The following is a 12,150-nucleotide window of genomic DNA, read 5'->3' as shown; positions in this document are numbered from 1 at the left end:
TGGAGCGAGCCCATCGGATCAAGGAGGCCGGCGATGAGGACGACGTTCATGTCCCGCCAGAGCAATGAGACCTCCTATCCAAAGGGCATGACGTTTGTCATCGAGATCGTTCGACCAAGGGATTCCACCGCATAGCCCCTCCGTCCTGCGCCTGCTGCGCCCGGGCCGTCGCCAGGGCGCCGCGCTCGCCGCGGCCATAGCCGCCACCACCGCGCTCCCGCTGGCGGCGCCGCAGATCACCCGCCGCTTCGTGGACGACGCGATCGGCGGCGCGAGCATCAGGCACCTGACCCTGATCGCCGTCGGCTACCTGGCGCTGGCCGTCGCCGGCCAGGCCGCCCGGCCGGTCGCCGCGTGGCTGGCCGGCCGCCTGGCCTGGGACGGCACCAACCGCCTGCGCGAGCGCCTCGCCCGGCACGCGCTCGGCCTGGACCTGGCCTTCCACGGCCGGCACACGCCCGGCGAGATGATCGAACGCGTGGACGGCGACGTCGTGGCCGTGGCCGACTTCGTCGTCGCGTTCCTCATGGACGTCGTGGCGAGCGTGCTGCTCCTGGCCGGGGTGGTCGTCATCGTGTTCGGCGTCGACTGGCGCATCGGCTGCGCGCTGCTGGTCTACTGCCTGCTCATCGGGTGGGGGATGGCCCGCGCCCAGCGGCTGGCCGTGCCGGCCGCCGCCCGGTCGCGCGCGGCGAGCGCGCGGCTGTTCGGCCTGCTGGAGGAGCGGCTGGCCGGGGCCGAGGACCTGCGGGCCAACGGCGCGGGCGAGCACACCGTACGCCGCTTCCACCAGGTCAGCGCCGCCCTCTACCGCGCCGAGGTCAGGGACGCGCGCATCGGGACCACGCTGCTGGCGGGCACGTCGGTGGCGTTCGCCGCGGGCACCGCGATCATGCTCGGGCTCGCCGCCTGGGCGCTGCGGTCGGGGACGCTCACGATCGGCACCGCCGTGCTGATCTTCCAGTACACGCTGATGGTACGCACGCCGTTCGAGCGGCTCATCGACCAGATCAGGCAGTACCAGGCGGCACTGGCCGGTCTGGCCCGCATCGCGGACCTGCTGGCCGAGCGGCGCACGCTGCCCGAGGGCACCCGCCCCCTGCCCGCGACCGGCCCGCTCGGCCTGAGCCTGGACGGCGTCGGCTTCGCCTACCCCGGCGACGACGAGCAGGTGCTGTCGGGCGTCACCCTCACGCTGGCCCCCGGCGAGACGCTCGGCCTGGTGGGGCGGACCGGCAGCGGCAAGACCACGCTCGCCCGCCTGGCGCTGCGCCTGTACGACCCGTCCGAGGGCGTCGTGCGGGTCGGCGGGCTGGACCTGCGCGAGGCCGGCCAGGCGTCCGTGCGAACGCGGATCGGCGTGGTCACACAGGACGTCCAGCTCTTCGCGGCGAGCCTGCGCGACAACCTGACGCTCTTCCGGCCGTCCCCGGGGGACGCGCGGCTGCGGGAGGTCCTCCACGGCGTCGGGCTGGGCGAGTGGCTGGCCGGGCTGCCCGACGGGCTCGACACCGAGCTGCGCGCGGTGTCGGCGGGGGAGGCGCAGCTCATCGCGTTCGCCCGCGCGTTCCTCTCCGACCCCGGGCTCGTCGTGCTCGACGAGGCGTCCAGCAGGCTCGACCCCGCCACCGAACGCCGCATCGAGCAGAGCATCGACCGGCTGCTCGACGGCCGGACCGGCGTGATCATCGCGCACCGCCTGTCCTCGCTGTCGCGCGTGGACAAGATCGCCGTGCTCGACCACGGCAAGATCGTCGAGTACGGCCGCCGCGCCGACCTCGCCGCCGACCCCGGCAGCAGGTTCGGGCGGCTGCTCGACCTGGCGGGGGTGAGCCGGTGAAGCCGGTCATGCTGGTGGCCACCAGGCTGGCCACGTTCGACTTCCGCCGCTACCTCATCGGGGCGCTGCTCTGGCTGCCCGTCCACGTGATCCCGCTGGCGAGCGGGCTCGTCCTGCAGCGGATCTTCGACGGGCTCGGCGGCGACCCGGGCTGGGCGCTGTGGTTGTGCGCGGCGTTCGTGGGCGTGGAGGTCGCCCGGGGCCTGATGATCGTCATCGCGTGGACGTACGGGGTCTACTGGTGGGCCGCGGCGGCCACCCTGCTGCGCGCCAACGCCCTGCGCTCCATCCTGACCGCCCGCGGCCCCGCCGCGGCGCGGCTGCCGCACTCGCCCGGCGAGTCCGTCGCCCGCCTGCGGGACGACGTGGCCGACGCGGTCGACTTCACCGACGAGAGCGTCAGCCTGGCCGGGACGACGCTCTTCGCCGCCGCCGCGCTGACGATCATGGCTTCCGCCGATCCCGTCATCACGCTGGCGCTGGTGCTGCCGATGGTCGCGATCGGCGTGCTGAGCAGGCTCATGCGGCAGACCATCGGGAGGCTGCACCAGCGGGCCAGGACGCTCGGCGCGGCCGTCACGTCGTACGTGGGCGAGATCTTCGGCGGCGTGCTCGCCATCAAGACCGCGGGAGCCGAGGAGGCGGCGCTGGAGCGGCTGCGCGAGCACAACCGGCGGCGGCGCGCGGCCGCCGTCAAGGACCGCCTGGCCACCGACCTGCTGGACGCCACGACCGGCGCGACCGTCGAGCTCAGCATCGGGCTCGTCCTGCTCCTGGCCGCCCCCGCGATGCGCGGCGGCGAGTTCACGGTGGGCGACCTCGCGCTGTTCACCAGCTACATCGGCTGGCTGACGGCCCTGCCCCGGTCGATCGGCACCGTCCTGTACCGCCTGCCGCAGGCCGCGGTCGCCACCGAGCGGCTCACCCGGCTGATGGCGCCGCACGAGAGCGCCGGCGACCTGTCGCGCGGCGCCGACGTCTGGCTGCGCCGCGACCCGCCCGCGGTCGCGGCCGTGCCCCCGCACCCGGGCCCGCTGCGGGTGCTGGAGGCCCGCGGGCTGAGCGCGGGCGGGCTGCGGGGGATCGACCTGCGCGTCGAGCGCGGCTCGTTCACGGTCGTCACGGGCGCGGTCGGCTCGGGCAAGACCACCCTGGTACGCGCCCTGCTCGGCCTGCTGCCGCTGGAGGAGGGCACGATCTCGTGGAACGGCGTGCCCGTCGCCGACCCGGGCACGTTCCTCGTCCCCGGCCGGGCGGCGTACGCGAGCCAGGTCCCGAGGCTGTTCTCCGAGACCCTGCGCGAGAACCTGCTCCTCGGCCGGCCCGCGACCGACGCCGAGCTCGGGCGGGCGCTGGAGCTGGCCGCGTTCGAGCCGGACCTGGCCGCGATGCCCGACGGGCTCGACACGGTCGTGGGGCCGCGCGGGGTGCGGCTGTCCGGCGGGCAGGTGCAGCGGGCCACCGCCGCCCGCGCCCTCGTCCGCGACCCGGACCTGCTGGTCGTGGACGACCTGTCGTCGGCGCTCGACGTCGAGACCGAGCGGCTGCTGTGGGAGCGGATCGCCGGCCACGGCACCCTGCTGGTCGTCTCCCACCGGCAGGCCGCGCTCGAACGCGCCGACCAGATCGTGGTGCTCGACCGCGGCCGGGTCGCGGGGCGGGGGCGGCTCGGCGAGCTGCTGGAGAGCTGCCCGGAGATGCGGCGGCTGTGGAGCGCCGAGCGGATCGCCGAGGCGGAGGAACGCACGGGCGACTGAGCGGGAGACGGCCGTCCCCTCGGACCCGGCGGCCGGCGCGGGCCGGGCGTCTCCCCGGCCGGGCAACCGTCCCCCCGGCTCCGGTGTCGTGACGGCCGGGCCGGGGGACGGGCAGGCGTGGAGATCGGGCACCATGGATGGTGTGACAGTGACACGACTGGCCGAGCTGGTCGCGGGCGGAGGCGTGGCCGTGCTCAGCGGAGCGGGCCTGTCGACCGAGTCCGGCATCCCCGACTACCGGGGGCCGACCGGCCGGGCCCGGCGCGCGGAGCCGATGACGTACCAGCGCTTCACCGGCAGCGCGCAGGCGCGGCAGCGATACTGGGCCCGCAGCCACGTCGGCTGGCGGCAGATCGGCCAGGCCCGGCCCAACGCCGGCCATCGGGCCGTGGCCGAGCTGGAGCGGCGCGGGCTGCTCGCCGGCATCGTCACCCAGAACGTCGACGGCCTGCACCAGGCCGCCGGGGCGCGGCGGGTGATCGAGCTGCACGGCGGGCTCGACCGGGTGGTGTGCCTGTCGTGCCGCGAGCGCACGCCCCGCGCCGAGCTGGAGCGGCGGCTGCGGGCCGCCAATCCGGACTGGGAGGCCGCCGGCGCCCGGATCAACCCCGACGGCGACGCCGTGCTCACCGACGCGCAGGTCGCCGGGTTCCAGGTGGTCGACTGCGCGGCGTGCGGCGGGATGCTCAAGCCCGACGTGGTGTTCTTCGGCGAGAACGTCCCCCGGCCCCGGGTGGACGAGTGCTTCGCCCTGGTGGCGGGCGCGAGCCTGCTGCTGGTGCTGGGGTCGTCGTTGACGGTCAGGTCGGGGCTGCGGTTCGTCACCAAGGCCGCCTCGCTCGGCATCCCCATCGCCATCGTCAACCAGGGGGAGACCGGCGGCGACGCCGACGCCTCGCTCACCCTCGACGCCCCGCTCGGCCCTACGCTGACCGAGCTCACGGTGCGGCTGCCGGTCCCGGCACAATAGGCGTCATGCCTCGTACATGTCCGTGCGGCCTGCCCGCCCCCTACCAGGACTGCTGCGGCAGGCTCCACCGGGACGAGGCGGTGGCCGCCACCGCCGAGCAGCTCATGCGGTCCAGATATAGCGCGTTCAGTGTGGGCGACGCCGCCTACCTGCTGCGCAGCTGGCATCCGTCCGCCCGCCCCGCCCGGCTCGACCTGGACAGGAAGACGCGCTGGGTGCGGCTGGAGGTGCTGGAGACGACCGGCGGCAGCGTCGTCCACACCGAGGGCACGGTGCGCTTCCGCGCCCACTACGTCGAACGCGGCACTCCGGGGGAGCTGGAGGAGAACAGCAGTTTCGTCCGTTTCGAGGGCCGCTGGGTGTACGCGGGCGCGCTGTGACCCCTCACCGGGCCTTGCGTGCGACCGCGCCGGCCAGGGTGTGACGGGACAGGCCGGGCCGGGCGAGGTCGCCGGGGTCCGGCCGCCACTCCGGCAGCGGCACGAGCCCGGGCTCCAGCAGCTCCAGACCGTCGAAGCAGGCCAGGATCTCTTCACGGGCGCGCCACCGGCCGGTGCCCAGGCCCTCGTCGAACAGCTTCTCGGCGGCGTACGCCTGGGCGGACGCCTCGGGGTGCGCCGTGCCCGGGTCGCAGAAGTGGGAGACGGCCAGGTGGCTGCCGGCCGGCAGCCGGGCCATCAGGCGGGCGGCGATCCCGGCCGGGTCCTCGTGGTCGGCCAGGTGATGCAGGATGCCGAACATCAGCAGCCCGACCGGCTCGCCGAGGTCGATGAGACGCCTGGTCTCCGGGTCGTCGAGGATCGCGTCCGGGTCCCTGACATCGGCCTCGACGACCGTGGTCGCGTCGTTCACGGCCAGCAGCGCGCGGGCGTGGACGAGCACGATCGGGTCGTGGTCGACGTAGACGACCCGGCTGCCGGGAGCGGCCGACTGGGCGATCTCGTGGACGTTGTCCCGAGTGGGCAGCCCGCAGCCGAGGTCCAGGAACTGGCGCAGCCCGGCCCCCGCCGCCAGGAACCTGACCACCCGCCCGAGGAACTCCCGGTTCGCCCGCGCCGACTCGCGCGCGTCCGGGGCGATCTCCAGCGCCCGCAGCCCCAGCTCGCGGTCGGCCTCGTAATTGTCCTTGCCGCCGAGCATGAAGTCGTAGACGCGGGAGACGCTGGGCCTGGAGGTGTCGATTCCGCGCGGCGCGCGCTCCGGCCGGCGGTCGGCCATGGGGCTCCTTCGGGTACGCACCGTGGTGCGGATGTGGCTTAACGCGATCATAGTGTTGCGGTCAGCCAGATTTCCGCAATTTCGGTAAATGCCGGTCACGGAATCCTGTCAGACCCGGCGACGGGTCCGCCGGATTCGTCGAGGTCTCCCTAGGGGGCGATGACCGTGACCGCGCCGGGCGCGACGGTGACCGATCCCTCGTGCCGTACGCCGTCGAACACGCTGGTCCCGGTCACCCCTTCGACCGTCACGGGCTCGTCGCCGTGGTTGATCAGGAAGACGTGGCCGCCCCGGCGTACGAGTTCGAGGGTGTCGGGGAGGCCGCGCGGCCGGGACACGTCCGCGTGGTCGAGCACCTGCGCGAGCAGCTCGCGCAGGCCCGTCACGGGAGCGGTGGCGAGGTACCAGGCGGTGCCCGCGCCGAGGTCGTGGCGGGTGAGGGCGGGGTGTCCCGCGTCGGGTCCGGTGGCGAAGTCCCGTACGGGGACCGCGCCCGCCGGGTGGACCCGCTCGGACCAGATCCGGGCCGTGCCGCCGCCCGCCAGCGTCACCGTCTCGTGCTCGCGCAGCGGGTGGAACTCCTCGATCGACAGGCCCAGGAGCTCGCGCAGCGCGCCGGGGTGGGCGCCCGGGTGGATGGTGTCGTGCTCGTCGACGATGCCGGAGAAGTAGGAGACGAGCAGGTTGCCGCCCGCCTCCACGTACCGGTGGAGGTTCTTGGCGGACGCCTCGGTCAGCAGGTACGAGCTGGGCGCCACCACCACCCGATATCCCGAAATATCGGCGGAAGGGTGGACGAAGTCCACCGTGACGTGCTCCCGCCACAGCGCCTCGTAGAAGGCGTCCATCCGCTCCCTGAACGCCAGGTCCACCGACGGCCGCCAGTCCAGCTCCAGCGCCCAGTACGACTCCCAGTCCCAGACGAGCGCCACCTCGGCCCGCACCCGGCTGCCCCGCAGATCGGCCAGCCGGCGCAGGTCGGCGCCCAGCCGGACCACCTCGCGCCACTGCGCGGAGCCGGTCCCCGCGTGCGGCACCATCCCCGAGTGGAACTTCTCGGCCCCGAACCGCGACGCCCTGAACTGGAAGAACAGCACGCTGTCCGAGCCGCGGGCCACGTGCGCCAGGCTGTTGCGGCGCATCTCGCCGGGGCGCTTGGCGAGGTTGCGCGGCTGCCAGTTGACCGCCCCCGCCGAGTGCTCCATGAGCATCCACGGCGCGCCGCCCGCCACCGAGCGGGCCAGGTCGGCGGACATGGCCAGGTCGATGTGGTTGTCCGGCCGCTCGGCCTGGAGGTAGTGGTCGTTGGCGACCACGTCCAGCTCGCGGGCCCACTGCCACAGGTCGGCGGACTTGCAGTTGACGGTGCCGGCGAAGTTGGTGGTCACGGGGAGGCCGGGGGTCAGCTCGCGCAGGATGTCGCGCTGGAGCGCGTAGTGCTCGCGGTGCTGGCCGTCGCTGAAGCGGGCGTAGTCGAGGCGCTGGGCCGGGTTGACGACGGTGTGGTTGAAGCGGGGGGCGTCGATCTCCGCCCAGTCGGTGTACGTCTGGCCCCAGAAGGTGGCGCCCCAGGCGTCGTTCAATGCGGAAATATCGCGATACGTGGCTTCCAGCCACACCCGCCAGGCCGCCACGCTGTGCTCGCAGTAGCACTCGCCGAGCGGCGCCCCGTACTCGTTGTGCACGTGCCACATGACCACGGCGGGATGCCCGCGGTAGTGCTCGCCCAGCGCGCGCACCAGCCGAGCGGTCGCCTCGCGGAAGGCCGGGGCGCTGGAGCAGGCGCTCTGCCGGCCGCCGAACCCGATCCGCGTCCCCTCCCTGGTCACCGGCAGCACGTCCGGATATTTCCGGATGAACCAGGCGGGCGGGGCGGCGGTCGGCGTGGCCAGATCGACGGCGACCCCGGCCGCGTGCAGCCGGTCGACGATCTCGTCCAGCCAGCCGAACTCGTAGCGCCCCTCCGCGGGCTCCATCAGCGCCCACGAGAACAGGCCCAGGCTGACCAGGTTGACCCCGGCCTCGCGCATCAGGGCCACGTCCTCCTCCAGGATCTCGCGTGGCCACTGCTCCGGGTTGTAGTCGCCGCCAAAGGCGATGCCGGCAGGACGCTCCGGATACATCCATCCCCCTAGAGAAGCTCTTCTGTGAACGTGCACAGTAGCGCCGACCCGGCCTTCCCGGGAACAGTCGCCCCGACTTATCCCGATAATGGCTGATTAACGAGAGCATAACGACCCCTTGACTGACGTTTCGTGGCTGTTTCACTCTGTGCACGTTCACAGAACCTTCTGGAGGTACGCATGCGCGCCAACCGCCTCGGAGCCGCCCTGGCCGTCGTGCTCACGGCCACTCTCGCGAGCTGCGGGTCCAGCGAACCCGCCCCGAGCACCGAGGCGGCGCAGAGCCCCGCGGCCGCCGCCAAGGGACCGGTCAAGCTGACGTACTGGACCTGGGCCCCCAACATGGACAAGATCGCCGCCGTCTGGAACCAGGCGCACCCGGACATCCAGATCACGGTCAGCAAGCAGGCGGGCGGCGACGACGCGGCGGCCAAGTTCCTCACCGCGGCCAAGGCCGGCAACCCGCCGGACCTGGTGCAGGCCGAGTACCAGCACCTTCCCTCGTTCGTGGCCGCCGACGCGGTGGCCGATATCAAGGCCGAGACCGCCTCGATCAAGGGCGAGTTCGCCGAGGGCCTGTGGGGCCTGGTCACGCTCGGCACGGAGGGCGTGTACGGGATCCCGCAGGACAGCGGCCCGATGATGCTCTTCTACCGCAAGGACCTGTTCGACAAGTACGGCATCGCCGTGCCCAAGACCTGGCAGGAGTACGCCGACGCCGCGCGCACCGTGCGCGAGAAGGACCCGAAGGCGTACCTCGGCACGTTCTCCAGCAAGGATCCGGGAGCGTTCACGGGCCTGGCCCAGCAGGCCGGGGCCCAGTGGTGGTCGATCAGCGGCGAGTCCTGGAAGGTGAACATCGCCGACGAGCCCACCAGGAAGGTCGCCGACTACTGGGGCGGACTGGTCAAGGAGGGTGTCATCGACGACATGCCGTTCTTCACCCCCGAGTGGAACAAGGCGCTCAACGACGGCAAGCTCCTGACCTGGCCGTCGGCGGTCTGGGCGCCGGGCGTGCTGGCGAGCAACGCGCCCAAGGCCAAGGGCAAGTGGGCCGCCGCGCCGCTGCCGCAGTGGAACGCGGGCGAGAACGTCAGCGGCTTCTGGGGCGGCTCGTCCACGGCCGTGTCCGCCAAGACGCCGAACAAGGCCGCCGCCGCCCAGTTCGCCACCTGGATGAACACCGACCCCGCCGCCCTGGACCTGCTGGTCAAGGAGGCCGCCATCTACCCGGCCGCCACCAAGGCCCAGTCGTCGCTCGGCCAGGCGCCCGACTACTTCTCCGGCCAGCCCGACTTCTGGCAGCAGGCCGCCGCCGTCTCCGCCGTCGCCCGCGGCTTCACCTTCGGCCCGAACGTCGGCGTGACGTACAACGCCTTCAAGGACAACTTCGACAAGGCCGTGCAGAACAAGTCATCGTTCTCCGACGCCGTCCAGGGCATGCAGGACGCGACCGTCGCGGACATGCGCAAGTCCGGATTCCAGATCGCCTCATGAACAAGTCCGGGAGGGGGGCGTGGCCGTACCTGTTCCTGACCCCCGCCATCGTGCTGTTCACGCTCTTCCTCGCGGTGCCCATCGGGTACACCGTCTGGCTGGCGACGCGCCGCACCAAGGTGTCGGGGCTCGGGCTGGGCAGGGGCGCGCGCAAGGAGGTCTTCGTCGGGTTCGACAACTTCTCCGCCGCCCTGTCCGACCCCGAGCTGTGGCACGGCTGGCTGCGCGTGCTCGGCTACGGCACGCTGGTGCTGGTCGTGATGCTGGGGCTGGCCCTGCTGTTCGCGCTGCTGCTGGACTCGGCGCGGGCGCGGCTGGCCCGGTTCTCGCGGATCGCGATCTTCCTGCCGTACGCGGTGCCGGGCGTGGCCGCCACGCTGCTGTGGGGCTTCCTCTACCTGCCCTCGCTCAGCCCCATCAGGGACGTCCTGGACGTCGACTTCCTCGGCGCGAGCACCGTCACGTACTCCATGGCGAACGTGGCGGTGTGGGGCGGGACCGGCTTCAACATGCTCGTCCTCTACACCACGCTCCGGGCGATCCCGCGCGACCTGTACGAGGCCGCGCGGCTGGACGGCGCGTCCGAGCTCCAGGTCGCCCTGCGGGTGAAGATCCCGATCCTCACCCCGGCGATCATCCTGACCACCGTCTTCTCGATCATCGCGACCATCCAGGTGTTCACCGAGCCCACCACGCTGCGGCCGCTGACCAACACGATCAGCTCCACGTGGAGCCCGCTCATGAAGGTCTACCGCGACGCGTTCGTCACCGGCGACCTGTACTCGGCCGCCGCCACCTCGATCGTCATCGCGGCGATCTCGCTCGTCCTGTCGTTCGGGTTCCTGCGCGTCGTCCGCGGCCGCGCCTTCGGGGAGGGCTGATGGCCACGACACACCGCGCCACGACACATCGGGCGGCGGCCGCACGCAGGCCGTGGGGAGTGGCCCCGACCGGGCTGCTCCTGCTCGGCGCGATCTACTGCCTGTTCCCGGTGCTCTGGGTGCTGATCGCGGCGACCAAGTCGCCGGGCGAGCTGTTCACCACCTCGACGCTGGCCTTCGGCACCGGCTTCGCCGACAACGTGAGCCAGCTGTTCGCCTACCGGGACGGGGTGTTCTGGCTGTGGGCGGCCAACACGCTGGTGTACGCGGGCGGCGGCGCCCTGCTGTCGACCGCGGTCTCGGCGATCTCGGGGTACGCGCTGGCGAAGTTCCGCTTCCCCGGCCGCAACCTCATCTTCAACCTGCTCATCGGCGGTATCCTCGTGCCGGCCGTGGTGCTGGCGATCCCGCAGTACCTGCTGTTCTCCAAGGTCGGGCTGGCCGACACCTACTGGGCCGTCCTGCTGCCGCAGATCCTGCACCCGTACAGCATCTACCTGGCCCGCATCTACGCCACGGCGGCCATCCCGGACTCGCTGCTGGAGGCGGGTCGGATCGACGGGGCCACCGAGTGGCGGCTGATGTACCGGGTGGCCCTGCCGCTGATGGTGCCGGGCATGGTGACGATCTTCCTGTTCCAGTTCGTGGCCATCTGGAACAACTTCCTGCTGCCGTTCATCATGCTCGGCGACGACGGCAAGTTCCCGCTCACGGTGGGCCTGTTCACGCTGCTGCAGTCGGGGGCGAACCAGCCCTCGCTCTACAACCTGATCCTCACCGGGGCCTTCCTGTCGCTCGTCCCCTTGATCGCGCTCTTCCTCACGATGCAGCGATACTGGAAGACCGACCTGTCCTCCGGAGCCGTGAAATGAAGCGCCCTACGATCCATGACGTCGCCGCCGCCGCGGGCGTGTCCCGCGGCACGGTGTCCCGGCTGCTCAACGGCGACAAGTACGTCAGCCCGGGGGCACGCGTGGCGATCGAGCGGGCCATCTCCGAGACCGGCTACGTCGTCAACCGCGCCGCCCGCAGCCTCGTCACCCAGCGCACCGGGTCGATCGTGATGGTGCTGTCGGAGCCGCACGAGAAGCTGTTCGAGGACCCCAACTACAGCACGACCATCCGGGTCGCCATCAGGATGCTCGGCGAGCGGGACCTGTCGCTGGTGATGATGCTGGCGGGCGACGAGGGCGACCGCGAGCGGGTGGTCCGCTACGTCCGGGGCGGCCACGCCGACGGGGTGCTGCTGATGTCGACGCACGCCGGCGACCCGTTCATCGACGCGCTGCGCTCGGGGCCGCCCGCGGTCTCCTGCGGCGCCGTCATCGGCAGCGAGGGCGTCATCCCGTACGCCGCCGCCGACGAGCGCCTGGGCGGCCGCCAGATGACCGAATACTTCGTGAACCAGGGCCGCAGGCGCATCGCCATGATCACCGGCCCGATGGACACCCCCGGCGGCATCCAGCGCCTGGAGGGCTTCGCCGACGTGCTGGGCCGCAAGGCGACGAAGAAGCTGATCGCGCACGGCGACTGGACGCAGGCCAGCGGCGAGCGGGCGATGACCGAGCTGCTGGCCCGCACGCCCGACCTCGACGCCGTCTTCGTGGCCTCCGACCTGATGGCCGCCGGCGCCCTGGCCGCCCTGCGGGCGGCGGGGCGCCGGGTGCCGGACGACGTGGCGGTGGGCGGGTTCGACGACTCGTCGGTGGCCCTCTCGACGCACCCGCCGCTGACCACGATCCGCCAGCCGCTGGCGGAGGTGGCGCAGGAGACCGTACGCCTGCTGCTCGCGCTCATCGACGGCGCCGAGCACGTGGATCCGGTGGTCCTGCCCACGGAGCTGGTGATCCGCGAGTCGGCCTGA

The 12,150-nt window shown here is 72.5% G+C and carries 10 protein-coding genes; 8 read left to right on the top strand and 2 right to left on the bottom strand.

The window, feature by feature from the left end:
• Positions 1–94 precede the first annotated feature (94 nt).
• The 4 genes from H4W80_RS15015 to H4W80_RS15000 all read left to right on the top strand — a co-directional run bounded on the left by H4W80_RS15015 (position 95) and on the right by H4W80_RS15000 (position 4,947).
• Complete coding sequence (locus tag H4W80_RS15015; RefSeq protein WP_225963456.1) at positions 95–1,840, top strand: ABC transporter ATP-binding protein; 1,746 nt, start codon at positions 95–97, stop codon at positions 1,838–1,840.
• Entirely contained in the window at positions 1,837–3,597 is a 1,761-nt protein-coding gene (locus H4W80_RS15010) for an ABC transporter ATP-binding protein (RefSeq protein ID WP_318786869.1), read from the top strand. The genes H4W80_RS15015 and H4W80_RS15010 overlap by 4 nt, the downstream gene beginning before the upstream one ends.
• A gap of 133 nt (positions 3,598–3,730) precedes the next feature.
• Positions 3,731–4,567: an NAD-dependent protein deacetylase gene (locus H4W80_RS15005; protein ID WP_192785663.1), complete on the top strand. Its 837-nt coding sequence runs from the start codon at positions 3,731–3,733 to the stop codon at positions 4,565–4,567.
• A gap of 5 nt (positions 4,568–4,572) precedes the next feature.
• A complete protein-coding gene (locus tag H4W80_RS15000; RefSeq protein ID WP_192785662.1) occupies positions 4,573–4,947 on the top strand; it encodes a YchJ family protein in 375 nt (124 codons plus the stop codon).
• A gap of 4 nt (positions 4,948–4,951) precedes the next feature.
• Here the strand turns inward: H4W80_RS15000 and H4W80_RS14995 are convergent, their stop codons facing one another.
• Together H4W80_RS14995 and H4W80_RS14990 are read right to left on the bottom strand one after the other, a co-directional pair.
• Positions 4,952–5,785, bottom strand: coding sequence for an SAM-dependent methyltransferase (locus tag H4W80_RS14995; RefSeq protein WP_192785661.1), 834 nt, complete (start codon positions 5,783–5,785; stop codon positions 4,952–4,954).
• Positions 5,786–5,934: 149 nt separating this feature from the next.
• A complete protein-coding gene (locus H4W80_RS14990) occupies positions 5,935–7,908 on the bottom strand; it encodes a beta-galactosidase (protein ID WP_192785660.1) in 1,974 nt (657 codons plus the stop codon).
• Positions 7,909–8,088: 180 nt separating this feature from the next.
• On the opposite strand from H4W80_RS14990, the gene H4W80_RS14985 reads away from it, so the two are divergent.
• From H4W80_RS14985 to H4W80_RS14970, 4 genes are read left to right on the top strand one after another with little or no spacing between them, the layout of a single operon-like run.
• Positions 8,089–9,405, top strand: coding sequence for an ABC transporter substrate-binding protein (locus H4W80_RS14985; RefSeq protein ID WP_192785659.1), 1,317 nt, complete (start codon positions 8,089–8,091; stop codon positions 9,403–9,405).
• The gene (locus H4W80_RS14980; RefSeq protein ID WP_192785658.1) at positions 9,402–10,286 is read left to right on the top strand and encodes a carbohydrate ABC transporter permease; all 885 of its coding nucleotides are present in this window, start codon (positions 9,402–9,404) and stop codon (positions 10,284–10,286) included. Before H4W80_RS14985 ends, H4W80_RS14980 begins: the two co-directional genes overlap by 4 nt.
• Positions 10,286–11,158, top strand: coding sequence for a carbohydrate ABC transporter permease (locus H4W80_RS14975; RefSeq protein WP_192785657.1), 873 nt, complete (start codon positions 10,286–10,288; stop codon positions 11,156–11,158). The genes H4W80_RS14980 and H4W80_RS14975 overlap by 1 nt, the downstream gene beginning before the upstream one ends.
• On the top strand, positions 11,155–12,150 hold the full coding sequence (locus tag H4W80_RS14970) for a LacI family DNA-binding transcriptional regulator (RefSeq protein ID WP_192785656.1): 996 nt from the start codon (positions 11,155–11,157) through the stop codon (positions 12,148–12,150). The genes H4W80_RS14975 and H4W80_RS14970 overlap by 4 nt, the downstream gene beginning before the upstream one ends.

The sequence above is a fragment of the Nonomuraea angiospora genome, from assembly GCF_014873145.1.
GTDB classification, from domain to species: Bacteria; Actinomycetota; Actinomycetes; order Streptosporangiales; family Streptosporangiaceae; genus Nonomuraea; species Nonomuraea angiospora.
This window is presented reverse-complemented; position numbering and strand designations above follow the sequence as displayed.

Excerpts from the sequence above, each read along its gene's own strand:
- H4W80_RS14995 (WP_192785661.1), bottom strand. The coding sequence starts at position 5,785 with ATGGCCGACCGCCGGCCGGAGCGCGCGCCGCGCGGAATCGACACCTCC.
- H4W80_RS14980 (WP_192785658.1), top strand. The coding sequence starts at position 9,402 with ATGAACAAGTCCGGGAGGGGGGCGTGGCCGTACCTGTTCCTGACCCCC.
- H4W80_RS15000 (WP_192785662.1), top strand. The coding sequence starts at position 4,573 with ATGCCTCGTACATGTCCGTGCGGCCTGCCCGCCCCCTACCAGGACTGC.
- H4W80_RS14970 (WP_192785656.1), top strand. The coding sequence starts at position 11,155 with ATGAAGCGCCCTACGATCCATGACGTCGCCGCCGCCGCGGGCGTGTCC.
- H4W80_RS14985 (WP_192785659.1), top strand. The coding sequence starts at position 8,089 with ATGCGCGCCAACCGCCTCGGAGCCGCCCTGGCCGTCGTGCTCACGGCC.
- H4W80_RS14990 (WP_192785660.1), bottom strand. The coding sequence starts at position 7,908 with ATGTATCCGGAGCGTCCTGCCGGCATCGCCTTTGGCGGCGACTACAAC.
- H4W80_RS14975 (WP_192785657.1), top strand. The coding sequence starts at position 10,286 with ATGGCCACGACACACCGCGCCACGACACATCGGGCGGCGGCCGCACGC.
- H4W80_RS15005 (WP_192785663.1), top strand. The coding sequence starts at position 3,731 with ATGGATGGTGTGACAGTGACACGACTGGCCGAGCTGGTCGCGGGCGGA.